General features: G+C 57.3%; 22 protein-coding genes. 14 read left to right on the plus strand and 8 right to left on the minus strand.

Annotated features, from left to right (window positions below; genetic code table 11):
- Positions 1-52: 52 nt before the first annotated feature.
- From dnaQ to ACQR3R_RS08550, 3 genes are all read right to left on the minus strand, one after another.
- Complete coding sequence (dnaQ, locus tag ACQR3R_RS08540; RefSeq protein ID WP_428271578.1) at positions 53-811, minus strand: DNA polymerase III subunit epsilon; 759 nt, start codon at positions 809-811, stop codon at positions 53-55.
- Positions 812-913: 102 nt separating this feature from the next.
- Positions 914-1,366 (minus strand): ribonuclease HI, encoded by a 453-nt coding sequence (gene rnhA / locus ACQR3R_RS08545; protein ID WP_428271579.1) that lies wholly within the window; start codon positions 1,364-1,366, stop codon positions 914-916.
- A gap of 91 nt (positions 1,367-1,457) precedes the next feature.
- A complete protein-coding gene (locus tag ACQR3R_RS08550) occupies positions 1,458-2,216 on the minus strand; it encodes a methyltransferase domain-containing protein (RefSeq protein WP_428271580.1) in 759 nt (252 codons plus the stop codon).
- A 66-nt stretch (positions 2,217-2,282) separates the two neighbouring features.
- Between ACQR3R_RS08550 and gloB the strand changes: the two genes are divergently transcribed.
- From gloB to ACQR3R_RS08600, 10 genes are all read left to right on the plus strand, one after another.
- A complete protein-coding gene (gloB, locus tag ACQR3R_RS08555) occupies positions 2,283-3,050 on the plus strand; it encodes a hydroxyacylglutathione hydrolase (RefSeq protein WP_428271581.1) in 768 nt (255 codons plus the stop codon).
- 99 nt (positions 3,051-3,149) lie between these two features.
- Entirely contained in the window at positions 3,150-4,589 is a 1,440-nt protein-coding gene (locus ACQR3R_RS08560) for a transglycosylase SLT domain-containing protein (protein WP_428271583.1), read from the plus strand.
- A gap of 174 nt (positions 4,590-4,763) precedes the next feature.
- The gene (locus ACQR3R_RS08565) at positions 4,764-6,596 is read left to right on the plus strand and encodes an ABC transporter substrate-binding protein (RefSeq protein ID WP_428271585.1); all 1,833 of its coding nucleotides are present in this window, start codon (positions 4,764-4,766) and stop codon (positions 6,594-6,596) included.
- Positions 6,593-8,434 carry an ABC transporter substrate-binding protein gene (locus ACQR3R_RS08570; RefSeq protein ID WP_428271586.1) on the plus strand — a complete coding sequence of 614 codons (1,842 nt, stop codon included), beginning with the start codon at positions 6,593-6,595 and terminating at the stop codon, positions 8,432-8,434. The genes ACQR3R_RS08565 and ACQR3R_RS08570 overlap by 4 nt, the downstream gene beginning before the upstream one ends.
- Before the next feature lie 4 nt (positions 8,435-8,438).
- Entirely contained in the window at positions 8,439-9,512 is a 1,074-nt protein-coding gene (locus ACQR3R_RS08575) for a microcin C ABC transporter permease YejB (RefSeq protein ID WP_428271587.1), read from the plus strand.
- A 1-nt stretch (position 9,513) separates the two neighbouring features.
- Complete coding sequence (locus ACQR3R_RS08580; protein ID WP_428271588.1) at positions 9,514-10,533, plus strand: microcin C ABC transporter permease; 1,020 nt, start codon at positions 9,514-9,516, stop codon at positions 10,531-10,533.
- 1 nt (position 10,534) lies between these two features.
- Complete coding sequence (locus tag ACQR3R_RS08585; RefSeq protein ID WP_428271589.1) at positions 10,535-12,145, plus strand: dipeptide ABC transporter ATP-binding protein; 1,611 nt, start codon at positions 10,535-10,537, stop codon at positions 12,143-12,145.
- A gap of 21 nt (positions 12,146-12,166) precedes the next feature.
- The gene (fabI, locus tag ACQR3R_RS08590) at positions 12,167-12,961 is read left to right on the plus strand and encodes an enoyl-ACP reductase FabI (RefSeq protein ID WP_008152082.1); all 795 of its coding nucleotides are present in this window, start codon (positions 12,167-12,169) and stop codon (positions 12,959-12,961) included.
- A 158-nt stretch (positions 12,962-13,119) separates the two neighbouring features.
- A complete protein-coding gene (locus ACQR3R_RS08595; RefSeq protein ID WP_428271590.1) occupies positions 13,120-16,539 on the plus strand; it encodes a hypothetical protein in 3,420 nt (1,139 codons plus the stop codon).
- Positions 16,540-16,575: 36 nt separating this feature from the next.
- Positions 16,576-17,001 (plus strand): VOC family protein, encoded by a 426-nt coding sequence (locus ACQR3R_RS08600; protein ID WP_428271591.1) that lies wholly within the window; start codon positions 16,576-16,578, stop codon positions 16,999-17,001.
- On the opposite strand, the gene ACQR3R_RS08605 is transcribed toward ACQR3R_RS08600, so the two are convergent.
- From ACQR3R_RS08605 to ACQR3R_RS08615, 3 genes are read right to left on the minus strand one after another with little or no spacing between them, the layout of a single operon-like run.
- Positions 16,994-17,566 carry a hypothetical protein gene (locus ACQR3R_RS08605; RefSeq protein WP_428271592.1) on the minus strand — a complete coding sequence of 191 codons (573 nt, stop codon included), beginning with the start codon at positions 17,564-17,566 and terminating at the stop codon, positions 16,994-16,996. The two genes, ACQR3R_RS08600 and ACQR3R_RS08605, sit on opposite strands and share 8 nt — an antisense overlap.
- 1 nt (position 17,567) lies before the next feature.
- Entirely contained in the window at positions 17,568-19,736 is a 2,169-nt protein-coding gene (locus tag ACQR3R_RS08610) for a molybdopterin cofactor-binding domain-containing protein (RefSeq protein WP_428271593.1), read from the minus strand.
- A gap of 13 nt (positions 19,737-19,749) precedes the next feature.
- Positions 19,750-20,205, minus strand: a complete 456-nt coding sequence (locus ACQR3R_RS08615; protein ID WP_428271594.1) for a 2Fe-2S iron-sulfur cluster-binding protein — start codon at positions 20,203-20,205, stop codon at positions 19,750-19,752.
- A gap of 194 nt (positions 20,206-20,399) precedes the next feature.
- Between ACQR3R_RS08615 and ACQR3R_RS08620 the strand changes: the two genes are divergently transcribed.
- Together ACQR3R_RS08620 and ACQR3R_RS08625 are read left to right on the plus strand one after the other, a co-directional pair.
- Positions 20,400-20,903, plus strand: a complete 504-nt coding sequence (locus ACQR3R_RS08620; RefSeq protein WP_428271595.1) for a VOC family protein — start codon at positions 20,400-20,402, stop codon at positions 20,901-20,903.
- 33 nt (positions 20,904-20,936) lie between these two features.
- A complete protein-coding gene (locus ACQR3R_RS08625) occupies positions 20,937-21,770 on the plus strand; it encodes a helix-turn-helix domain-containing protein (RefSeq protein ID WP_428271596.1) in 834 nt (277 codons plus the stop codon).
- On the opposite strand, the gene ACQR3R_RS08630 is transcribed toward ACQR3R_RS08625, so the two are convergent.
- Positions 21,767-22,354 carry a LysE family transporter gene (locus ACQR3R_RS08630; RefSeq protein ID WP_428271597.1) on the minus strand — a complete coding sequence of 196 codons (588 nt, stop codon included), beginning with the start codon at positions 22,352-22,354 and terminating at the stop codon, positions 21,767-21,769. The two genes, ACQR3R_RS08625 and ACQR3R_RS08630, sit on opposite strands and share 4 nt — an antisense overlap.
- Positions 22,355-22,522: 168 nt before the next feature.
- Between ACQR3R_RS08630 and ACQR3R_RS08635 the strand changes: the two genes are divergently transcribed.
- Positions 22,523-23,143 carry a LysE family transporter gene (locus tag ACQR3R_RS08635; RefSeq protein ID WP_428271598.1) on the plus strand — a complete coding sequence of 207 codons (621 nt, stop codon included), beginning with the start codon at positions 22,523-22,525 and terminating at the stop codon, positions 23,141-23,143.
- Positions 23,140-23,742, plus strand: a complete 603-nt coding sequence (locus ACQR3R_RS08640; protein ID WP_428271599.1) for a DNA-3-methyladenine glycosylase family protein — start codon at positions 23,140-23,142, stop codon at positions 23,740-23,742. The genes ACQR3R_RS08635 and ACQR3R_RS08640 overlap by 4 nt, the downstream gene beginning before the upstream one ends.
- A 369-nt stretch (positions 23,743-24,111) precedes the next feature.
- Here ACQR3R_RS08640 and ACQR3R_RS08645 read toward each other — a convergent pair whose 3' ends face one another.
- On the minus strand, positions 24,112-25,209 hold the full coding sequence (locus ACQR3R_RS08645) for an extracellular solute-binding protein (protein WP_428271600.1): 1,098 nt from the start codon (positions 25,207-25,209) through the stop codon (positions 24,112-24,114).
- Between the last annotated feature and the right edge of the window lies 1 nt (position 25,210).

Consider the following 25,210-nt stretch of genomic DNA (forward strand, 5'->3'; position numbering starts at 1 on the left):
GAGTACGCCGCCCCGATACAGGTCAGCCCACGCACCATCGTGCAGCAGAAAATCAGGCCTGGGCCTTGGCGTCCGCCAATTGCTGCCACAGCGAAGGAGCCCCGGCAGACTTGGCGATAGCGTCCAGGCGCGATACGTGTTGGGCGAGGTCGTCTTCGCTGGCGCGGATGATGCGGGTAGGTTGCCGATCCGCAGGCAAGCGACGGATTTCGGTGGCGGAGTTATCCGCGCCTTCACCTGAACCATTGCCATCGGAGGCGTTACCGGCCAGAGACAGGCTGGTCTGGCCGCCAGTCATGGTCAAGTAAACGTCAGCGAGAATCTCGGAGTCGAGCAAGGCGCCGTGAAGCTCACGGCCAGAGTTGTCGACGCCATAACGTTTGCACAAGGCATCGAGGCTGTTGCGCTGCCCCGGGTGACGCTCCCGCGCCATCATCAACGTGTCGAGGATCGAGCAGTGCTGCGTGATGTCTGCGCGATCCTGCTGACCCATCAAGGCAAATTCGTTGTTGATGAAACCAACGTCGAACGCCGCGTTGTGGATGATCAGCTGCGCACCCTTGATGAATTCGAAGAACTCATCAGCCACTTCATTGAAGCGCGGCTTGCCTACCAGGAACTCATTGGTAATACCGTGGACGCCGATGGCGCCTTCGTCACTTTCGCGATCCGGTTGCAGGTAAACGTGAAAATGCCGACCGGTCAGGCGCCGACCGATCAACTCGACACAGCCGATTTCGATAATCCGGTGGCCGTCGGTCACCGGCATGCCGGTGGTTTCGGTATCGAGTACAACGGATCTGGTGGCCATCAGTGCTCAGCTCTCAACGGGTCATTCTTGCAAAAGCGGCGATGTTAACACGCTCGCCGAGGTGTTTCAGGTGGACAGTGTTGTGCTCATCGCAAGCGCTCATCAAGCCTGCTTGTACCCGCGCACTTCATCCACGCCACGGTTGGCCAATTGGTCGGCGCGTTCGTTGCCGTGATGGCCAATGTGCCCGCGCACCCACTTCCAGGTAACGTTATGACGGTTGACCTGTTCGTCCAGCAGCTTCCATAAATCAGCGTTTTTGACTGGCTCTTTCGCGGCAGTTTTCCAGCCGCGTTTTTTCCAGTTGTCCATCCACTCGTTGATGCCTTTCATGACGTACTGCGAGTCGGTCACCAATAACACATCGCAGGAGCGCTTGAGCTCTTCCAGTCCGCGAATCGCGCCCATCAGCTCCATACGGTTGTTGGTGGTGTTGGCTTCGCCGCCCCATAGTTCTTTTTCAACGCCCTTGCACACCAGCAACGCGCCCCAGCCGCCTGGGCCAGGGTTACCTTTGCAGGAGCCGTCGGTGAAGAGTTCTACGCTATCGCTCATGCCAATCTATCCAGAAAATGCGGTGGCTCGACGATCCGACGATCGACGACGCCCGAGGCCGGGACAACCCGACCGGAAAATTAAACACTGTTTACGGCTCGATGCGACGACGATTGACCTTGGCCATCGGAAGTGGAATCAGCTTGCCCATCGGTTCGCGCCGTTCCTGACGCAAAGGTCGAAGGCCGACCACGATCTTGCGCGCAACCAATAAATAGAAGCCGCCGCCAGACAGTTGCCAGTCACCGGCCTTGCGTTCCCAGCCCGCCAGACGGGCTTGCCATGCTGGGGACGCAATCGGCGGACGATAGCATCCGAAGCGGCGTTTCTCCAGCGCAAAGCCCAGCAGGTTCAGCCAATCGCCGACGCGTGAAGGGGAAATGCAACGTGCCTTGCGCAACGCATCGTGCGCGAATACATGGCGCAATCCCCAACTGCTCCAGGGATTGATCCCGATGATCAACAGGTGGCCACCGGGGCGCACGCTGCTCGCAGCTTCACGCAACAAGCCGTGGGGCGACAGGCAAAAGTCCAGCCCGTGCTGCAACACCACGACGTCGGCGGCGTGCTCGCTCAGCGGCCAGGCCTGTTCTTCACAGACGATCTCGACGCCCGGCAGCGGTGCGCCCAATCGAACGTTACGTTGAACCTGCGGCGCCGGCGGCGGCGTCTGTGCCGAGGGCCCGTAATGCACCAGGTAGCCACCAAAAAAACGCCCCAGCTCGTCTTCGAGCATGCGGCGTTCTTCGTCCAACAAAAATTGCCCGATTGGACCAGACAGCCATTCACGGGCTGCACCGATCAGTTCGAGCCAGTCAGGATCGGCCTGAGCGAACGCTTTATCGGTCATTTGCATTCTCCAACGCGCCGGGAAGTTCTAAGATGCGCCATTGTTTTCTGCTTGGCGAATCCGACGATGATACAGATCAGTGCCCTGCCCGCCTTCACCGACAACTACATCTGGTTGCTTCAAGACCCGCAAACCCATCGTTGCGCCGTGGTGGATCCGGGTGATGCCGCGCCGGTGCAAGCCTGGCTCAACGCCAACCCTGAGTGGACATTGAGCGACATTCTGATCACTCACCACCATCACGACCATGTGGGCGGTGTTGAACAACTGAAAAAAACTACCCGAGCCACTGTCTACGGGCCGGCCAGCGAAACCATCCCTGGGCGCGATGTTGCCTTGAAGGACAACGACCGCGTTCACGTGCTGGGCTGCGACTTCGACGTCATCGAGGTGCCTGGCCACACGTTGGGACACATTGCTTTTTATCACAAAGGCCTGCTGTTTTGTGGCGACACCCTGTTCGCTGCGGGTTGCGGACGGTTGTTTGAAGGTACACCTGAACAAATGCATACCTCGCTCACCCGTCTGGCGGCCCTGCCCGACGATACGCTGGTGTACTGCACACATGAATACACGCTGAGCAATCTGCGCTTTGCGGTGGCGGTCGAACCCGGCAACGCCAACACCGTCGATCGCCTGGCCACTGTTACCCGGCAACGCGACGCCGGGATCATCACGCTACCGTCGAGTGTTGGCCTGGAAAAACGCACCAACCCGTTTTTGCGGACAGGGGAAACATCCGTTAAAGAAAAAGTGGACGAACGGAATGGGGTCGTTAACCGGGCCCCGAGCGAGGTTTTTGCTGCCCTGCGTGCTTGGAAAGATACGTTCTAAGCAGGCTACCTATTGGTACAAAAATTCTGAATGGTTGACCGCAGGGGGTGCGCTTTCTAGAATCGCCCGACATTTTTGCCCGGAACTTACTTCCAGCCAATGTCGTCATCTATTCGTAAAGCCATCAATTCAGACGCATTGACCCGCCTGGCTCAAGCCATAGCGGTGGCTGTGTCCGCCACATTGGCGGGCTGTTCAAGCCATGTGCCGCAAACCGAAGCGGCACACACGCCTAATATTGCAGCTCGAGCCAAACAGAAACCTATCTGGCTCAGCGAAAAACCCACTCCGCAAGTACCACAAGACGTTTGGGAGCGCATGCGCCAAGGCTTCCAGCTGCAAGATGGCTTGGGCGTCAACCCGCGTATCGAGCAACAGCGCTTGTGGTTTGCCAGCAACCCGTCATTCCTTGAAAACGCCAGCGAACGCGGCAGCCTCTACATCCACTACATCGTCGAGCGCCTTGAGGAGCGCAACATGCCGCTCGAACTGGCATTGCTGCCAGTGATTGAAAGCGCCTACAACCCGATGGCCTATTCGCGCGCCGATGCCGTGGGCTTGTGGCAATTCATCCCGTCCACCGGCCGCTACTTCAACCTGCGTCAAACGCGTTTCTACGATGGTCGCCGTGACATTACGGCCTCGACCACTGCAGCCATGGATTACCTGACCCGCCTGCATGACATGTTCAACGGCGACTGGCTGCTGGCGCTCGCCGCATACAATGCTGGCGAAGGCACCGTCAGCCGGGCTATCGAGCGCAATGAAAAGCTCGGCCTGCCAACCGACTACTGGAACTTGCCACTGCCCGCCGAAACCCAGGCCTATGTGCCAAAGTTGCTGGCATTGTCACAAGTGGTGTTGTCGCCGGAAGCCTACGGGGTAAACCTCAACCCGATTGCCAACGAGCCGTATTTCCAGGTCGTCGAAATCAACCAGCGCATGGACCTGTCCAAGGTTGCTGCGGTGGCGAACATCGACGAAGACGAACTGTTCCAGCTCAATCCAGCGTTCAAACAGCGCACGACCATCGACGGCCCTCAGCATTTGCTGGTGCCAACGTCCAAGGCTCAGTTGCTGACCGCCAGCCTTTCAACCATGCGTCCCGACGAGCTGATCAGCAAGAAGCCGCTGAAACCGGTCTTCGACGGTGCAGACGACGTGCGGCTTGCCAGCCTCAAGCGCTCTTATCGGGTTAAACGTGGCGACAACCTTGGCACCATTGCCAAGGCCAACAAGGTCGACGTCAAAGACCTGCAGCGCTGGAACAAACTGACCGGCAAAAACCTCAAGGTGGGCCAGACGCTGGTGATGCAGGACACCGCCAAGCGCAGCGGCCGGGTCAATACCGTTGTAGCGTCGAATAGCAAAACCGGGAAAAAGAAGCCGCAAACCCAGTACAAGGTCCAACAAGGTGATTCGCTGTACATGGTCGCCAAGCGTTTTAACGTCGAGATGCAGCACCTCAAACGCTGGAACCCGCGCGTTGGCCAAGCGTTAAAACCTGGGCAAATGCTGACGGTTTCGTCCCCGCGATAAAAAATCCCCCTGAATTCAGGGGTTTTTTTGCCTGTCTTTCGGGGCGCCTTGTGGTGAGTCGTGGATATCTTTTGATTGATCGGCATCAGCACCAGGCCCCTGTCTTTTTCCTGTCCATACAAGCTGTTACTGTACGGCGCATAAAGCCCAAGCCGCCTGGATCGGATCTCTGACTTGAAGCGTCCCCTCCTCCTGTTCCTGATCAGCCTGGCCTTGAGCTCAACCGCAAGTGCAACGATCATCGAAAGCCATGGTTATGCGCAATTCGGCACGCTCAAGTACCCGGCCAGATTTACCCACTTCGACTGGGTCAACCCGCAAGCGCCCAAGGGCGGCACATTGCGGGTGATGGCGTTTGGCACCTTCGATACGCTCAATCCTTACACTTTCAAGGGTACGAGCCCGGTTACCACCGCTAATTTCCTGCAATACGGCATCAACGAGCTCAATGAGCCGTTGATGGTCGGCACCGGCCAGTACGCGCCCTCCGGCGATGAGCCTGCCTCCAGCTATGGCCTGATCGCGCAGACCGTCGAATACAGCGAAGACCGCAGTTGGGTGGTGTTCAACCTGCGCCCCGAAGCGCGCTTTCACGACGGCACGCCGATCACTGCCTACGACGTCGCATTCTCCTATCGCTTGCTGCTCAAGGAAGGGCATCCGCTGTACCGCACCAATCTGCAAGAAGTGCTGCGCGTGGACATTCTCAACCCGCATCGCATTCGCTTCGTCTTCAAACGTGCCGGTAATCCGTTGCTGATCCTGCGCCTGGGCGAATTACCGGTGTTGCCGCAGCATTACTGGAAAGGTCGCGACTTCAAGGCCACCACCTTCGAACCGCCACTGGGCAGCGGCCCCTACCGCATCACTTCGGTAACACCCGGGCGTCAGATTGTGTTCGAGCGCGTCAAGGATTACTGGGGCAAGGATTTGGCCGTCAACAGCGGCAAATACAACGTCGATCGCATGGAAGTCGAGTTCTACCGGGACAGCGACGTCGCCTTTGAAGCGTTCAAGGCTGGGGAGTTCGACATCTACATCGAGCATCAGGCCAAGAACTGGGACAACGGCTACAACTTCCCGGCGGTCACCCGCGGCGATGTCATCAAGGCGCAAATCGCGCATAAGATCCCGACACAAACCCAGGGCCTGTTCATGAACACCCGGCGCGCGACCTTCGCAGACACCAGGGTCCGTGAAGCGCTGGGGCTAATGTTTGATTTTGAGTGGACCAATCGCGCGCTGTTCAGCGGCGCCTACAAACGTGCGATGAGTTATTACCCCAACAGCGAATTCGAGGCGACCGGGCTACCGGTGGGCCATGAATGGCTGATGCTCAAGCCCTATCGCGAACAACTGCCCGCCAAACTCTTTACCGAACCTTTCAGCTTGTCGCAGACCGACGGCCGTGGAATCCCCCGGGAAACCCTGCGTAAAGCGCTTGGTTTGCTCGCCGAGGCGGGCTGGAAGCTCAATGGCCAGCGCTTGCAGAACGCTGCCGGGCAACCGTTGCGCCTGGAAATCCTGCTGGTCAATCCCAATCTGGAACGCATTCTTCAGCCCTACGTCGAAAACCTTGCGAGCATCGGCGTTGACGCACGGCTGCGCACCGTGGATCGAGCCCAGTACAAACAGCGCCTCGACCAGTTCGATTTCGACATGATTCTGATGACGCTCAACCAGACACTCAGTCCGGGCCTGGAGCAATGGCAGTATTTTCATTCGAGCCAGGCCGGGGTCAAGGGCAGCAAAAACTATGCAGGCATTGCCAATCCGGTGGTCGATCACTTGCTGGAACAACTGCTGAGCGCCCAGACCCGCGATGAGCAGGTTGCGGCCGGCAAAGCCTTGGACCGGGTGCTGTTGTGGCAGCACTACATCATTCCCAACTGGTACCTCAATTATCACCGACTGGCTTATCGCAACCGATTCGCCTTTGTCACCACGCCGCCCTACACCCTGGGCCTGAGCGCGTGGTGGTTGAAATCTTCGGAGAAAGATCAATGAAGCCCCTACATTCCCTGCTACTGCAGGCCAGCGGCCTGCTGTTTGCGGGCCTCGCCTGCGCGGCGCCGCAACATGCATTGACGCTTTACAACGAGCCGCCGAAATACCCGGCCAATTTCAAGCATTTCGATTACGTGAACCCGGATGCACCCAAGGGCGGAATTTTCCGCCAAGCCGGTTTTGGTGGCTTCGACAGCCTCAACCCGTTCATCAGCAAAGGCGTGGCGGCTGACGACATCAGCATGATCTACGACACGTTGGCCAAACAGGGGCTGGATGAACCGTTTACCGAGTACGGGCTGATTGCCGGCAAGATCGAAAAAGCCCCGGACAATAGCTGGGTACGTTTCTACCTGCGGCCCGAAGCGTATTTCCACGACGGCCATCCGATACGTGCCGAAGACGTGGTATTCAGCTTCGACACCTTGATCAAACAAGGTGCGCCGCTTTATCGCGGCTACTACAGCGACGTGTCCGAGGCCATCGCTGAAGACCCGCTGACCGTGCTGTTCAAGTTCAAGCACAGCAACAACCGCGAACTGCCGCTGATTCTGGGTCAGTTGCCCGTGTTGCCCAAACATTGGTGGGCCACCCGCGACTTCAACAAGGGCAATCTGGAAATCCCGTTGGGCAGCGGTCCTTACAAGGTCAGCGAGGTCAAGGCCGGGCGGTCGGTGCGCTATGAGCGGGTCAAGGATTACTGGGGTAAGGATTTGCCGGCCAACGTCGGTTTTTACAATTTCGACGTGATGACCACCGATTACTTCCGTGACAACACGGTAGCGCTGGAAGCCCTGAAGGCCGGGCAGTTCGATTACTGGCTGGAAATATCTGCAAAAAACTGGGCGAATGCCTACAACACTCCGGCGGTAAGCGAAGGCCGGTTGATCAAAGAGCAAATCGCCAACGGCAATCCCACCGGCATGCAGGGCTTTGTGTTCAACCTGCGCCGTCCAATGTTTCAAGATCTGCGCGTGCGCCAGGCGCTGACGTTGTTGCTGGACTTTGAATGGACCAACAAGCAGTTGTTCAACGGCGCCTATTCGCGTACTCGCAGCTACTTCGAAAACTCGGAAATGGCCGCGACCGGCCTGCCGGATGCCGATCAACTGGCAATCCTCGACCCGTTTCGCAGCCAGCTGCCTGCTCAAGTGTTCAGCGAGGCTTTCGAAAACCCGGTCACCGACGCCAGCGGCATGATCCGCACCCAGCAGCGCAAGGCTTATCAATTGCTGCAGGAGGCCGGCTGGAAAATCGTCGACGACAAAATGGTCGATGCCACCGGGAAACCCGTCACCATCGAGTTTTTGCTGGCACAAACCGAATTCGAGCGGGTGCTGCTCCCCTTAAAACGCAACTTCGCCGACCTGGGCATGGACCTGGTGATCCGTCGCGTCGACGTCTCGCAGTACATCAACCGGGTCCGCTCACGGGACTTCGACATGATCGTCGGCAGCTTCCCGCAGTCCAACTCGCCGGGCAACGAGCAGCGTGAGTTCTGGATGTCTGCCGCCGCCGACAAACCCGGCAGCCGCAATTCCATGGGCCTTAAGGACCCGGTGGTCGACCAGCTGGTGGAGGAACTGATCAACGCCGATTCGCGCAAAAGCCTGGTAGCACACGCTCGGGCGCTGGACCGCGTGCTGCAATGGGGTTATTACGTGATCCCCAACTGGCACATAAAAACCTGGCGCGTCGCTTATTGGAACCACATCGGCCATCCGAAAATCTCACCGACGTACGACATCGGGATCAATACCTGGTGGATCAAGCCAAACGTCACACCGGCGATAGAAGTCGAAACCAAACTGCAAGCCGACCCTGCGGGCACGGAGTAATCAGATGCTGGCGTATATTTTTCGGCGACTGCTGCTGATCATCCCGACCTTGTTCGGCATTTTGCTGATCAACTTCGTGATCATCCAGGCCGCGCCCGGTGGTCCAGTGGAACAAATGATCGCCAAACTCGAAGGCTTCGAAGGCGCCACCAGCCGAATTGCCGGTGGCGGTGCCGAAGTCTCGGTGGCGGGCTCCGCTTATCGTGGTGCCCAAGGCCTGGACCCGGCCCTGGTCAAAGAAATCGAGCACATGTACGGCTTCGACAAATCGGCACCGGAACGCTTGTGGATCATGGTCAAGAACTACGCCACGCTGGACTTCGGCGACAGTTTCTTCCGCGATGCTAAGGTCATCGACCTGATCAAGGAAAAGATGCCCGTGTCGATCTCCCTCGGCCTGTGGAGCACGCTGATCATGTACCTGGTGTCGATCCCGCTGGGGATCGCCAAAGCGACCCGGCACGGCAGCCATTTTGATGTCTGGACCAGTTCATTGATCATCGTTGGTTACGCGATCCCCGCGTTCCTGTTCGCTATCTTGCTGATCGTGCTGTTTGCGGGCGGCAGTTATTTCGACTGGTTTCCACTGCGAGGGCTTACGTCCAACAATTTTGATGAGTTGAGCATGGGCGGCAAAGTGCTCGACTACTTCTGGCACTTGGTATTGCCGGTGACAGCGCTGGTGATTGGCAACTTTGCGACCATGACCCTGCTGACCAAAAACAGCTTCCTCGATGAAATCAACAAACAGTATGTGGTCACCGCCAAAGCCAAAGGCCTGACCAACCACCGCGTGCTTTACGGCCACGTATTTCGCAACGCCATGTTACTGGTGATCGCTGGTTTTCCCTCAGCCTTCATCGGTATTTTCTTTACCGGTTCGCTGCTGGTCGAAGTGATTTTTTCTCTGGACGGCTTGGGGCTGATGAGTTTTGAGGCCGCCATCAACCGCGATTACCCGGTGGTGTTCGGTACGCTGTTTATCTTTACCTTGCTCGGATTGGTGGTGAAGCTCATCGGCGACCTGACGTACACCTTCGTCGATCCGCGCATCGACTTCGAAAGCCGGGAGCATTGAGATGAACTTATCCCCTCTCAATCGACGACGTTTCGAACTGTTCAAGGCCAACAAACGTGGCTGGTGGTCGCTGTGGCTGTTCTTGCTGCTGTTCGGCCTCAGCCTCGGTGCCGAATTGATTGCCAACGATAAACCGCTGGTGGTGCATTACGACGATGGCTGGTATTTCCCGGCGCTCAAACGCTACCCGGAGACCACGTTCGGCGGTGAATTCCCGCTGGAAGCCAACTACAAAAGTCCTTACATCCGCGAGCTGCTCAAAACCAAAGACGCCTGGGTGCTGTGGGCGCCTATCCCTTACAGCTACCAAAGCATCAATTACGACTTGAAAGTGCCGGCGCCCGCCCCCCCCTCTGCCGACAACCTTCTGGGGACCGATGACCAGGGGCGCGACGTGTTGGCCCGGGTCATTTACGGCTTTCGCATCTCCGTGCTGTTTGCCCTGACACTGACAGTCCTGAGCTCGATCATCGGCGTGATTGCCGGTGCCCTTCAGGGGTTTTACGGCGGCTGGGTCGACCTCGCCGGTCAGCGATTTCTCGAGATATGGTCCGGATTGCCGGTGTTGTACCTGCTGATCATCCTCGCCAGTTTCGTCCAGCCCAATTTCTGGTGGTTGCTGGGGATCATGTTGCTGTTTTCATGGATGAGCCTGGTGGACGTGGTGCGCGCCGAGTTCCTGCGCGGGCGTAACCTGGAATACGTACGTGCGGCGCGAGCGCTAGGCATGCAAAACGGTGCAATCATGTTCCGCCATATCCTGCCCAACGCGATGGTCTCAACCATGACCTTCATGCCGTTCATCCTCACCGGCGCCATCGGCACCCTGACCGCACTCGACTTCCTGGGCTTCGGCTTGCCGGCCGGCAGCCCTTCGCTGGGTGAGCTGGTGGCCCAGGGCAAATCCAACCTTCAAGCGCCTTGGCTGGGCATGAGCGCGTTTGCGGTATTGGCGTTGATGCTGAGTTTGCTGGTGTTCATCGGCGAGTCTGCTCGCGATGCCTTCGACCCGAGGAAGTAAAATGAATCAGGACAATCTGATTGAAGTGCGCGACCTCGCCGTCGAATTTGTCGTCGGCGAACGCTGTCAGCGCGTGGTTGAAGGCGTCAGCTTCGACATCAAACGCGGTGAGACGCTGGCCCTTGTCGGCGAAAGCGGCTCCGGCAAATCGGTGACCGCCCACTCGATCCTGCGCCTGCTGCCCTACCCGCTGGCCCGGCATCCGTCAGGCACCATCGAGTATTCCGGGCAAGACCTGCTGAGCCTGAAAGAGAAAACTATTCGCCACATCCGCGGCAACCGGATTGCGATGATTTTCCAGGAGCCGATGACTTCGCTTAATCCGCTGCACTCGATTGAGAAGCAGATCAACGAAGTGTTAAGCATCCACAAAGGCCTGATCGGCAAAGTGGCGACCAAACGCACCCTGGAATTGCTGGAGATGGTCGGCATACCTGAACCACACAAACGCCTGAAAGCATTGCCCCATGAGTTGTCTGGCGGCCAGCGTCAACGAGTCATGATTGCGATGGCACTGGCCAACGAGCCGGAACTGTTGATCGCCGATGAGCCGACGACGGCACTGGACGTCACTGTTCAGCTTAAAATCCTCGAATTACTCAAGGAATTACAGGCGCGCCTGGGCATGGCGTTGCTGCTGATCAGTCACGATTTGAATCTTGTTCGAAGAATTGCGCATCGCGTATGTGTCATGCAGCGAGGTTGCATCGTCGAACAGGCATCTTGTGAGGAGTTGTTTCGTGCGCCGCAGCATCCGTACACTCGGGAACTGCTGGCAGCGGAGCCCAGCGGCAAGCCGGCGACCAATGTTATTGGGCCGCCCTTGCTGCAGGTCGAAGACCTTAAAGTCTGGTTTCCGATCAAGAAAGGCCTGCTGAAAAAGACTGTCGACCACATCAAAGCGGTCGACGGCATCAATTTCAGCCTGCCTCAGGGTCAGACGTTGGGGATTGTCGGCGAAAGCGGTTCCGGCAAATCGACACTCGGTTTGGCGATTTTGCGGCTGATTGCCAGCAAAGGAGCGATCCGTTTTGAAGGCAAACAGCTAGACTGCCTGACGCAACAACAGGTACGGCCGCTGCGTCGCGAGATGCAGGTGGTGTTTCAGGACCCATTCGGCAGCCTGAGCCCGCGAATGTGTGTCGGCCAGATCGTCGGCGAAGGCCTGCGGATTCACAAGATGGGCACCGACGCGGAACAGGAACAAGCGATTATTGCGGCACTCAAGGAGGTAGGCCTGGACCCGGAAACCCGGAACCGCTACCCACACGAATTTTCCGGCGGGCAGCGGCAGAGAATCGCCATTGCCCGGGCTTTAGTGTTAAAACCGGCGCTGATTCTGCTGGACGAGCCGACTTCGGCCCTCGACCGGACAGTGCAACGCCAAGTGGTGGAGCTGCTGCGGTCACTGCAAACCAAGTACAACCTGACGTATTTGTTTATCAGCCATGACCTGGCTGTCGTCAAAGCGCTGAGCCACCAGTTGATGGTGGTCAAGCATGGCCAAGTGGTCGAACAGGGAGACGCGCAAAGTATCTTTGCCGCCCCCCAACATCCGTATACACAGCAGTTGCTGGAAGCCGCTTTTTTGGCACCGGCCACTGCGCAATAACCTGAAAGAGAGGAGCAACACATGGGTTTTCTCGCCGGTAAGCGCGTACTGATCGTCGGTGTCGCCAGCAAGCTGTCCATCGCATCCGGCATCGCTGCCGCCATGCATCGCGAGGGCGCTGAGCTTGCCTTCACTTATCAGAACGACAAACTCAAGGGTCGTGTCGAAGAGTTCGCACAGAGCTGGGGTTCGAACCCGGACCTGTGTTTCCCGTGCGACGTGGCCAGCGATGAAGAAATCGCCAAGGTCTTCGTTGAACTGGGCAAGAAGTGGGATGGCCTGGATTGCATCGTGCACTCGGTAGGCTTCGCTCCGGGCGACCAACTGGACGGCGACTTCACCGAAGCCACCACGCGCGAAGGTTTCCGTATCGCTCACGACATCAGCGCCTACAGCTTCGTGGCCCTGGCCAAGGCCGGCCGCGAAATGATGAAAGGCCGCAATGGCAGCCTGCTGACCCTGTCGTACCTGGGCGCCGAGCGCACCATGCCTAACTACAACGTCATGGGCATGGCCAAGGCTTCCCTGGAAGCTGGCGTACGTTACCTGGCAGGCTCCCTGGGCCCGGACGGCACCCGCGTCAACTGCGTATCGGCCGGCCCGATCCGTACCCTCGCCGCTTCCGGCATCAAGAACTTCCGCAAGATGCTGGCCGCCAACGAAGCGCAAACCCCGCTGCGTCGCAACGTCACCATCGATGAAGTCGGCAACGCCGGCGCGTTCCTGTGCTCGGACCTGGCGTCTGGCATCAGCGGCGAAATCATGTACGTGGACGGCGGCTTCAACACCACCGCCATGGGCAGCCTCGAAGAGTAATCTTCAGCTGTAACAAAAGAACCCGCCTCTTCAGGCGGGTTTTTTTATGCCTGCACACATCTCAAGAGCGGGTGCACTACATAGGTACCACTTGTACCTCCAGGCTTCATTGAACAATAGGCTCCAGCCGTTTTTCGCGGCCTTAATGGAGAATTGGCATGGAAGAAACATCACACAGTGCGCCCGCGATGACGCCTATTCAGGCAACGGTTCAAGCCATGATCGAGGAATTGTCCGTTGTTCCCGTTATCGGCCCTGAAGCAGGACCGCCGCGCACCCTGACAATTCCCGATAGCAGTCTGCTGTCCGCATGGATGGAGCTTTTCAGTATCGCACTCGATCACTCGAACTTTCTTGAGTGGATCAATCCATACGATTTTGAGTTAGAGAGTTTGCTTATCAAGGGCGATACCCTGCACGTGTCCACTTCTACGGCTGGCGAGAGGGAAGTTCGCGTGTTTACGCTGCAAGACAATTCTGGCTGGTGGAAGGTAGCGCCACCGATTCTGGCGATAGCGCGCAACATTGATCCAGCGGGAATTGGACTGCGGTATGCAGATGTAAAATCGACGGATCAGGGTGATATTTTTCCCCGTCAAATTGTGCTGTCATTTTACGGTTATCCGGAGCCGGAAAACCCTATGCAAGCCCGCATTATTGTTGATGAGCTGAAAACAACAGGGCTCGCCAGCATCGGAGATAACGCACGAACTACTTCAGCCATCGTCGATGAGCGCAGCGCTCAAATTCAGGACTATGGTGATATATCCACCGCGATCACCCTGTTCATCAATACCTGCAAACAACAAAAACAAACTTACAACCGCGCACGGTTAGGTCTTACCCGCTTGCAACTCTGCTCCGGGTCATATTTGGCAAAAAATATGGCGCTCGGTGCCGACGCGCTTGGCAAGCTGATTCGAAATGAGCAATTCATCGCCTTGGCAGACTTGACGGCTCCTGTGTCGACCTGCAGCTATTCTTTTCAGCTGCAAACGTTCTTTTTTATTCATACTGATGGTTCGAACACTGAAAAACCTTACTCAGTATTTGCCGACAGCTTGGCGCAAGTCGAGTTGGCGCAACTGACACAAATAGCCGAGAGACTTGGAACGGCTGTCTACAGCACTCAATACTTCAGCCTTGACCAACTTGTAGAACGCTACGGATTACAATTGCCCGCAACCTTGCCAGAGGCCGAGGCTCTGGCGACACAGCTACTTCATCATACTTGGGCACCACTGCCTTACGTGAGCGAGTACATCCAGAGTAGAAACACCTTACGCGGTTACCTGCGTGATTTTGCCGACTCTGAGGAATTGCGTCACATCATCCGGCGACTTGAAGCCATCAGTATTCCCATGGATGACGCTGATCCGATTGTCTTGTCGGAATTGAGTCACCCACTCCAAAGCTCATCCCTTGCTGAGCGCATCGAGAAAGAAACTCACGAACTATTGGCATTCCGGTCGATTCCTGCCTTTCAAGACCTGCTGGAGAGGAACGGATTGTCGGCTCGAAGCAGCCTTTGGTTGTCCGCTAACGGCAGAGTCAACGCAGATGACCTGGAAAGCACTTCGGTCGACCTGACCAGGCAGATCGAAAACGACAGCGCTCTGAAAGCTCAGAGGGATCGTCTTGTGCACCTCGCGCAGGCGGCGGATGGAATCATCCGCACGAGCGGCGCAGTGACACTCAGGCAACTTCTGCTCTTTTACGTCATCCCGCTGCCCATCACCGCCGGTGATGCTTATTTGACAGCGCAGTGGTTGAAACCCTTCCAACGGTTACAGCCAAGTTTTCAGGATCACTGGTATCTGTTAGGTCGCCATGGAGAAGGCTCGCAAAAAATCACTGACGACAATCGACAAGCAATTATCAGCACCACTGCCGCATTCCTGCCTCAGGACTCGCTAACCTTGATCGACTATCTAAGCGAAGGACTGATGCCCGACCTCGACCATGCAACCCTGCGGGTAAAAGCTGATGTGTTGATGAGCCAGGTTTTGATCTCGCCGCGCGCATGCGAACTCGGCACACGGTTACTGCAGCAACTGGCCCCCATGGGTTGGAAGGACATGGAGCTGGTGGCAGCCAATCGGGAACGGTTGGTTGCGACAGCGATAATTCTCAGCCTGGACCCCACTGCCGGAAAGCGCCCTGAAAGTGTTGTCGACCATCCGCTGACCGACCATTTTTTTTGGGGTGAGTCGTACAGGGAAGTTCGTCGCTCGATTGACCATCTGTTCGGATTTCAATCGGTAAAAAACAAGACACTCGCAACGCATATATTGTTATCGGGTATCGCGCCCGAATTTATGGTGCGTGATATCCCTGATTCACTGGCTTACATGAGTTCGAGCGACTGGGTTCAATTCAAGCAGATGGTCTTTTACATCGAATCGAGTGCGCCCGGCTTAGCACGCATGATGGACTACAGCGAACTGAAAACACTGATTGAACTGCCTGGCACGCCGGCCGTTCTCACGTCGTACGCACGAGAGACTAGCGCCTCTTGCTCAGTCGACTGGGGCATCGCCAGGGGCGTTATCGCAAACGAGCCCCGGCCGTATAGCAACGCTACATTATCAAGCGCAAATACCGCATACGTCGCCCACAACCGGCAGATGTCCTCACAGCTACTAGAGGCGTTCAATGTATCTTTTCCGACGCCCTACACTGTGGCACTCGACGCATTGCGTAACGTGCTTCCCGACAGTCCGCACCTGGAAGACAAAGTGCTGGAGCTGAGTTCGGTTACCCATTCTGTTTTACAACGCAAGTATTCGCTGGTCGAGCTACATGTGGAAAATCGGCTGGCAAACTATGCGAATAGCTGGAGCACGCCTGTCGAAGAGGTACAACGCTCGTTCACCCAGGCAGGACCATCACTTTCACATCTGGCACCGATATCCAAGCAGTTCCTCGTTTTACTGGGTCGCAGGCTCAGGGCAATAAAAGTTGCCTACATCGCAATGATCAAGGAATCACTTTGCAAGCTGCCACTGCAGCAACGAGTGGATCTGGAATCAGGTCAGATTGAATTATTCACGTTGCACCCCGAAACAAACGACGCCACACCCCCTTCGGCGGGACGCTTTGCAATCATCATGTCTTCCCAAGGCAGTTTTTCCAGAGTCTATGAAGTATTCGTCAGAGGGATGAACGTCGTGCTGCGCCGGGATATTCACTATTCAATGCTGACAGCGTCCTCTACGGGCGCTTCTGCGGGTGTACTCCCCTTTGACGAGCAAGCGTATTTGCACGGAACAGTTCCGAACCCGGCGAACACTTGTCGAGGCACCCTCAAGCGTCTCGTGATCGAAGGTGGACCATTGGTAGCAACGGATTTGGAGGCTGTACCCGCCACCTTCACCTCAGACACTGCCGGTGCTATTGCCATTACCGCAGTAAAGCAACTGTTTGACGAATATGAAGCAACCGCGCTGCGACTTGCGAGCACCTCGTTCGACGAAGAGGTTATTGATGGCAATCATGAGCAATGGTTGGCGTTTTTTGTGTCATTGAGTCCGCTCGATGCAAAAATATCGTCCTTCAATCAAATGTCGCAGCGCTAAACTAAAAGCCAATGCCCTGACCTGCGAGTACACCTCATGCCGCTTTCCCCTTTTCATTTAGCCATCCCGGTATACGACCTGGCCGCCGCACGTAGTTTTTATGGCGAAGTGTTCGGACTTGAGGAGGGTCGCTCGAGCGAGCACTGGGTGGACTTCAATTTCTTCGGCCATCAACTGGTGATTCACCTGGCGCCGAAAAACGCCTCACAGGAAGCCGCTCACACCAATGCGGTCGATGGTCACAACGTTCCGGTGCCGCACTTCGGTGTGGTGCTGGGCATGGCGCAATGGGAAGCGTTAGCTGAACGTCTGACTTCACTGAATACGCGCTTCGTGATCGAGCCCGGGATACGCTTCCAAGGCCTGGTAGGCGAACAGGCAACGATGTTTCTGTTCGACCCTTGCGGTAACGCCCTGGAGTTCAAAGCCTTCAAGGACATAGGACAGTTATTTGCTAAATGACCGGGCAAGGACCTCCTGCATCCGCCCACAGTTTGAATTGAGTGACGAAAATATCGTGTGGCACCGGAACGGGTGCCCGATTTCCCCCAGGGTTCCAGCCCCACAGCACTAGCTTGTCGTCGCTGACATGCTTGATCAACGCCGCGAAATCACGGTCACCGTTACTGGATCGATCCTTGATGAGCGCACACAACTTGTCGGCTGGCAGACCTATCCAGGCCATTTTGTGTGCAGCGGGCGGCAAGCTCCAGTGCGGTGCTCCGGGCGGCGCGTGCGGTCCATAACTGTCCGGCGGATTGGTGTCGGCATGACACGTTGCGCAAGGCAAACCCGCCGCCCCCTTGCCGTCCATGCCTCGCACCACGTTCATAGCGTGGGGAATACCGGCATCAAATTGCAAAGGTGAATCACCGGGGATATGGCAATTCTGGCATCGCGGGCTCTGGAACACCTTCTGCACGGTCTCAAAGGCTTTCAGCGCTTGTTGATCCTCGGCAAACAGGTCTGAGGCGTAGCCGCCGAGGCCCACCAACACCACGGCGCCAAGAAACAGATGTCGTTTCATCTCACACCCCCGACAATTGCAGTGGCAGTTCGCGCAGGCGTTGCCCGGTGAGGGCGAACAACGCGTTGGCAACCGCCGGCGCCACGGGTGGCACGCCGGCTTCACCGATGCCGCCCGGTTTATCGGTGCTTGGCAGGATATGCACTTCCACCACCGGCATTTCGTTAAGCCGCAGTACCTGATAATCGTGGTAATTGGATTGGACGACCTTGCCATCCTTGAACGTGAGTTTGCTGTGCAGCGCGAAGCCCAAGCCAAACGTGATACAGGACTCCATTTGTGCCTCGATGCTCTTCGGATTGACCGCAATGCCGCAATCCACCGCACAGACCACACGGTGCACACGAATCGCCAGATTGTCCTGGGATACCTCGGCGACGTGCGCCACATAACTGCCAAACGACTCATGCACCGCGACACCCAATGCATGCCCATCCGCCAATGGCGCGTGCCAGTCGGCCTTTTCGACGGCCAGGTTGAGCACGCCTAAATGCCGTGGATGGTCCTTGAGCAACATTCGTCGGTATTCCACCGGGTCTTTGCCGGCGGCTTCTGCCAGTTCATCGATCAAGGACTCCATGACAAAACCAGTATGGCTATGCCCCACCGAGCGCAACCACAACACGGTGATACCGGTTTGCGGAGAGTGCAAATCCACCTGGTGATTCGCCAGACCTTCGACATATGGGCTGTCGACCACGCCCTCGACCGACGTCTTGTCCACGCCGTCCTTGACCATGGTGGCTTCCATCAACGTTCCGGCCGCAATCGATTGCCCCACCAATACGTGTTTCCACGCCACAGGCATGCCGTGCGCATCCAGCCCTATTCGAGCCTGGTGCAAAAACGCCGAGCGATAATACCCGCCACGAATATCATCCTCCCGCGACCAGACGGTTTTCACCGGCATACCCGCAGCTTTGGCAACCTGCACCGCCTCGCTGACGAAGTCGGAAGTGGGATTGGCGCGCCGGCCAAATCCTCCGCCTAGAAATTCGGTATGAATGTAGACCTGCTCAGGTTTTAGCCCGGTGATTTTGCCGACGATCATTTGATCCAGCGTCTGAAATTGCGTACCGGTCCAGATTTCGCATTTATCTTCAGTGATTTTCACCGTGCAATTAAGAGGTTCCATCGGCGCGTGTGCCAGGTAAGGCACGCTGTATTCGACGTCAATGGTCTTTGTCGACGTGTTCAAAGCGCCATCGACATCGCCGGCCTTACCGGCAGAAATCCCCGGCGTAGCGGCAAGCCTGCGAAATTCGTTCAGCAGTTGAAGGCTGTCCAGACCGGTATTCGGGCCAAGATCCCATTCGACATCAAGCGCATCGCGGCCAAGTTTCGCCGCCCAGTAATGATCCGCGATGACGGCGACCCCGGTAGGCACTTGCACCACTTTGCGCACGCCCGGAACCGCCAGTGCCGCCGCACCTTCGAACGATTTGACACTGCCGCCCAGCACCGGAGGACGGGCCACCATGGCCGTCATCAAGCCATCGAATTGCACATCAATACCAAACGTTGCCCGGCCGGTGATTTTCTCCGGGGTGTCCAGACGTGGAGTGGGTTTGCCGATGACGGTCCAGTCTTTGGCATCTTTGAGCTTGATCGAGGCGGGTTCGGGCACTGCAAGCTTACCGGCGTCATCGGCCAGTTCGCCGTAAGTAGCGCGGTGGTCACCGGCAATCACCACACCCGCTTCGGTACGAATGTCGGACGGTGCAATGTTGAAGCGCTGGGCCGCAGCGCTGATGAGCATCAAGCGTGCCGCAGCGCCAGCCTGGCGATAACGATCGAATTCCATCCAGGTGGAAGTCGATCCACCGGTAATTTGCATTCCGCCAAAACCGGCCATGCCATAGTCGGCCGCTGACGCTGGGGAATGTTCAACGCGAATTTTCGACCAATCGGCATCCAGCTCCTCGGCGATCAACATGGTCAGGCCGGTCCAGATGCCCTGCCCCATTTCCGAATGCCCAAGCAGTACCGTCACACTGTTGTCGCTGCCGATGCGCAAGAACGCATTGGGGGCGAAAACCTGGCCCTGATTCTCGGCACTGAAAGCGAACCGATGAGCACCGGGGATGACAAAAGCCACCACCAGACCGCCGCCCAGCAACGCACTGTTTTTAAGAAAGCCACGCCGTGATAACGAGGTGATGCTGTTCATGCCTTAACCCCCGTCAGCTGAGCTCCGCAGCGCGTTTAACCGCTGCACGGATCCGTGGATAGGTACCGCAGCGGCAGATATTGCCGGAAAGCGCCTGGTCGATGTCACTGTCAGTGGGGTTAGGGATTTTCGCCAGCAATGCGGCGGCGGACATGATCTGCCCAGACTGGCAATACCCGCACTGAACCACGTCTAGCTCAGCCCAAGCCTGTTGCACCGGGTGCGTACCGTCCACCGACAAGCCCTCGATGGTGAGAATTTTTTGGCCATTGGCCACTGCTGTAACGGGCGTAATACAGGAACGCAACGGCGCGCCATCAATGTGTACGGTGCACGCGCCACATTGGGCCATGCCGCAGCCGAACTTGGTTCCGGTAAGGTGCGCGACATCACGCAGAACCCATAGCAGCGGCATGTCGGCGGGCACATCCAGCGCTTGATTCTTGCCATTGATGTTAAGGGTCAACATGGTGAACTTCCTCAGACTCACGGTTACGCCGTTATCGTTGGATTGCATCGGCGCTGTCTTTTCAGCTAAGCGCAATTTACCGGGCAAGTGAGGTTCATCGACCACCGGTCATATCAGGCACGGTGCAACAGGGAACCCGGCAAAGTACTGGCTACGCTGAAAACTGGAGGTCATCACCGACGAGGAACGCCGCCATGCAACGCCTTCAGAAAATCACCCCGTGCCTGTGGTTTGACGATCAGGCCGAAGAAGCCGCGCAGTTCTACTGCTCAATCTTCGAAGATTCAAAAATTACCGACACCACGTATTACGGCCATGCGGGTTTCGAATTTCATGGCCGGCCCGAAGGTTCGGTGATGACCATCGGCTTCGAGCTCGACGGCCAGCGTTTCACCGGTCTGAATGGTGGGCCGATGTTCAAGTTCAGTGAAGCCACGTCGTTCCAGGTCAATTGCCGGAACCAGGCAGAAATCGACCATTTCTGGGACGCACTCAGCGTCGGCGGTGTGCCTCAAGCGCAGCAATGTGGCTGGCTCAAGGATCAGTTCGGCCTGTCATGGCAAATCGTTCCGATGGCATTGATGGACATGATGCAAGACCCCGACACGGTGAAAACCCAGCGAGTGATGGAGGCATTGCTGCAAATGAAAAAACTCGACGTCGCAGCGTTGCAACGAGCCTTTGACGGCGGGAGCTAATACACTGGGCGCTGACCTGCCGAGGACATGATGATGAAGCACGTGGTTGCCAAAGATGCCGATAAAGCGCCCGTTTTCTGGCGCGACGATGCGCTGCCCTTTATCGAGGCGCGCTCCATCGCCGATGGCCGCGAAGTCTGCTACACCCGGCATTCCCACGAGCACTTCTCCATTGGTGCGGTGACCGCAGGTCGCAGTCTCTACATCCACGAACAATCGCAATTCCAGGTCAGCGCCGGCACCGTGGTCTTGATGAACCCGGGGGACGTTCACGCCTGCAACCCGATTGATGACCAGCCTTGGTCCTACTTGATGTTGTACGTTGATACACCTTGGCTGACCGATCTGCAGCACTCATTAGGGTTCGGCCACGACCTGGGGTTCCGGCGGTTTTCGATCACGCATAATCGCGATGTCCAACTCTTTTCCGGTTTGAATGCGCTTTACCAGGTGCTGGTCGATCAACAGCAAGACGTATTGCGAAAACACAGCGCCGCTGTCGAGTTTTTTACCGAGGTCCAACTGCGCCTCAATCCGGTCGAACAGTCCTTGCGCGAGCCTAACTTCAAACTGGCGCGCGCCGCCGACTTCATCCGCGACCACTGCACTCAGATGCTGAAGCTCGAAGACATTTGCCAGGCGGCGCAACTGTCCCCGTCCTACCTGATACGCGCGTTCAAGCAGCATTACGGCATGACGCCCCACGCGTTCCTGGTCAACCGGCGCATTCAATTCGCCCAGGACCAGTTGCGCAGCGGCAAACTGATAGCCGACGTTGCTCTGGAGGCCGGGTTTGCCGACCAGGCGCATTTCCAACGGGCGTTCAAGCAGCACCTGGCGGCGACACCGGGGCAATATCGCGGTTAGGGCAGGAGCAGATAAACCGCGCTCGCCGTTAACAACAACGCCATGGCGCGGTTAAACCAGCGCATGCCCGCCGGGTTGTTCAAATAACCGCGTAAAAACGTCCCGGCGTAGACCCAGCAGCCGACAGATGCATAACAGATCACCAGGTAAACCGCGGCAAATTGCCAAACCAGTCGCGCTTCACCGTCGGCGACGAACGCCCCCATGCCCGCCACGCACGCCAGCCATGCCTTGGGGTTGAGCCATTGCATTACCGCGCCATAAAGCATCGACGGTGCCTTGGCGGATTCTTTTGCATCCAGATGGCCGTCGTCTGCGGCCAGTTTCCAGGCCATGAACAGCAAAAACGCCACCCCCGCCCATTGCACCACTTGCGTCAGGCTGGGCCATCGCTGCAAAACCTCATGCAACCCAAGTCCCATCAGCACCAGCAACAATACAAAACCGAGCGTTGCCCCGGCCACGTGCCGTTGACTGGCGCGAAACCCGAACTGCGCGCCGGAACTCAATGCCACGATATTCACCGGCCCCGGGGTGATGGAGGCGACCAGTGCAAACGCCGCCATGGAGATAATCAGACTCATTGCCTACCTTCTTCAATTCAGTTGAACCAGGCGTCAAAGTAAGGGCCGATCAAAAGGCTGTATTGAACAAAACAACCCTCGCCTGTACTGCGACTGCGGCGCCCCACTGTATGGGTCCGACGCAGCACCTCTGTGCTAAAAATAATGTTCTCATTGATGGAGCCGATCATGGACCTCGCCACTCTGGCCCTTTTTCTACCGGCCTGCTTTGCGCTGAATATGGCCCCCGGGCCGAACAATTTGCTGTCGGTCAGCAACGCCAGCCGCTATGGCTATCGTCGTGCATGTGTCGCCGGCATTGGCCGCCTGCTGGCATTCGCCGCGATGATCGCATTGGCTGCCGCCGGCCTTTCCGTGGTGCTGCACACCTCGGAGTGGCTGTTCTACGCGATCAAGATACTGGGTGCCGGTTACTTGCTGTACCTGGCCTGGCAGCTATGGCGCGCCAACCCCGAAGCCGAACAGCATACCGCTGGCGCACCCATTGGCATCATGGCGTTGGCGCGCCAGGAGTTTTTGGTCGCGGCGGGCAACCCCAAGGCCATTTTGCTGTTCACCGCGTTCCTCCCACAGTTTGTAGACCCGACCCAAGCCGTAGCACCGCAATTTGCCGTGCTCGGTGCGTTATTCCTGATGCTGGAATGGATCGCCATCAGCGCCTACGCCTACATGGGCGTGCACATGCGCCGATGGTTTACCGAGCCACGGGGCAAGCGCCTCTTCAATCGCTGCTGCGCCGGCCTGCTGTCAGCGGCGGCGTCTGTGTTGTTGATGGCACGTCGCGCATGAACCCGAGCGAGTTCCTGTCGGCCATCGATGACGACTGGCAGCGTCACATCGCTGCGATCGGCCCATGCCTGCATAAACCTCATCCGACCCGCGACCCTTATGAATCGATGGTTCGCGCGATTGCCTACCAGCAACTGCACGCCAAGGCTGGGGACGCGATTCTCGCCAGGTTGCTGGCGCTCTATCCGCACGGTTCGTTTCCAACACCCGAGCAAGTGCTGGCAACGGATTTCGATCAACTGCGCAGTTGCGGGTTTTCGGCGCGTAAAATTGCGACCATTCAGGGTATTGCCCAGGCAACGCTGAGTGGGGTGGTGCCCGATTACGCGACGGCGCTGGCCATGGACGATGAAGCGCTGATCGAACGATTGGTCAGCTTGCCGGGCGTCGGTCGCTGGACGGTTGAGATGCTGCTGATCTACAGCTTGCAACGGCTGGACATTCTACCGGCCGATGATTTTGGCGTACGCGAAGGGTATCGACGACTCAAGGGGCTGGAAGCGCAACCCACGCGCAAGCAAATGCTCGAGATCGGCAGCGCCTGGCGTCCGTTTCGGACGGTGGCTTCCTGGTATTTGTGGCGGGTGCCTAACCGGTAGACCGCATCACCGTTCTTCGCGAGCAGGCTCGCTCCCACAGGGGACTGATGCCATATACACCACGTGTATTCACTGAAGGTCCTTGTGGGAGTCTGGCTGGGGGAACATCAGTGAGATCGCCATCACCGGCAAGCCGGTTTCCTACGGATCCGCGCCAAGCCCAACATCCCGAATACCCTCACTTCCCTGTGGGAGTCTGGCTTGCCAGCGATGGCGTTCGTGTGATCGCCATCACCGGCAAGCCGGTTTCCTACGGATCCGTGCCAAGCTCAACATCCCGAATACCCTCACTTCCCTGTGGGAGTCTGGCTTGCCAGCGATGGCGTCCGTGTGATCGCCATCACCGGCAAGCCGGTTTCCTACGGCCAATCACAAACCCGACTTCAACCGGCTGAACGCCCGAATCAGTGCCCGGTTGAACACCTTGCCGTTGTCGTTCTTGCTGTACAACGATGCCCGCACTTGCGCTGACGGATACGTTCCCGGGTCGTTACGAATCGCCGGATCAATCAGGCTATCGGCAGCCGTGATCGCGTTGGCGTAGTGGATGGTGTCTGTGATCGGCGCAATGACTTGCGGCGTCATCAGGTAATCCATCAACGCCAGCCCGGCCTCGGGATGCGGCGCGTCCTTGGGGATGACCATGGCGTCGAACCAGATCAACGTGCCTTCCTTGGGAATACGGTAACTGAGCGTGAACGGTTTTTTCGCCGCTTCTGCCTGACCTGCCGCGATGGCCACGTTGCCATTCCACGACATTGCGACGCAGGTGTTGCCGTTGGCCAGGTCGCTGATATTCAAGTCATTGTCGAAGTAACGTATGTACGGCCGAATCTTGGCCAACTGCTGCTCGGCCAGCTTCAAATCATCAAGGTTCTGACGGTTGATATCCAGGCCCATGTATTTCATGACCGCAGCAAAAACTTCGTTGGGATCGTTCAACAGACTGACCCCGCAATCGGCGAATTTGGAGACCACCGCTGGGTCAAACAGCATCGCCCAACTGTCCAATGGCGCATCAGGCAGGCGTTTGCTCACCGCCTCCTGCTGATACCCCACACCCGTGGTGCCCCACGCATAGATACCGGCGTAACGATTGCCCGGATCAAACACTGCCATGTGTTGACGAAACTCCTCGCCAACACCGGCAAAATGCGGCAGTTGCTGATGATCGAGCGCCTGGATTGCGCCGTTCTGAATCGCCCTCGACAGGTGCTGACCCGCCGTCAGCACCAAGTCATAACCGCTGCGGCCCGTGAGCAGTTTTGTCTCGACGGTTTCCAGTGAATCAAAGTGATCCGCTACTACTCGAATGCCGGTTTGTTTCTCGAAATTGGTCAAGGTATCCGGGGCCAGGTACTCACCCCAGATGTACAGGTTAACCACCGGTTTAGGGGTGTCGGCGGCCTGCACACACAAGGGTGCGAGCACCAGCAATAATGCTTGAGTCAGTTTGTGCAGGCGCATG

The organism is Gordonia sp. IEGM753, assembly GCF_050321825.1.
GTDB lineage: Bacteria > Pseudomonadota > Gammaproteobacteria > Pseudomonadales > Pseudomonadaceae > Aquipseudomonas.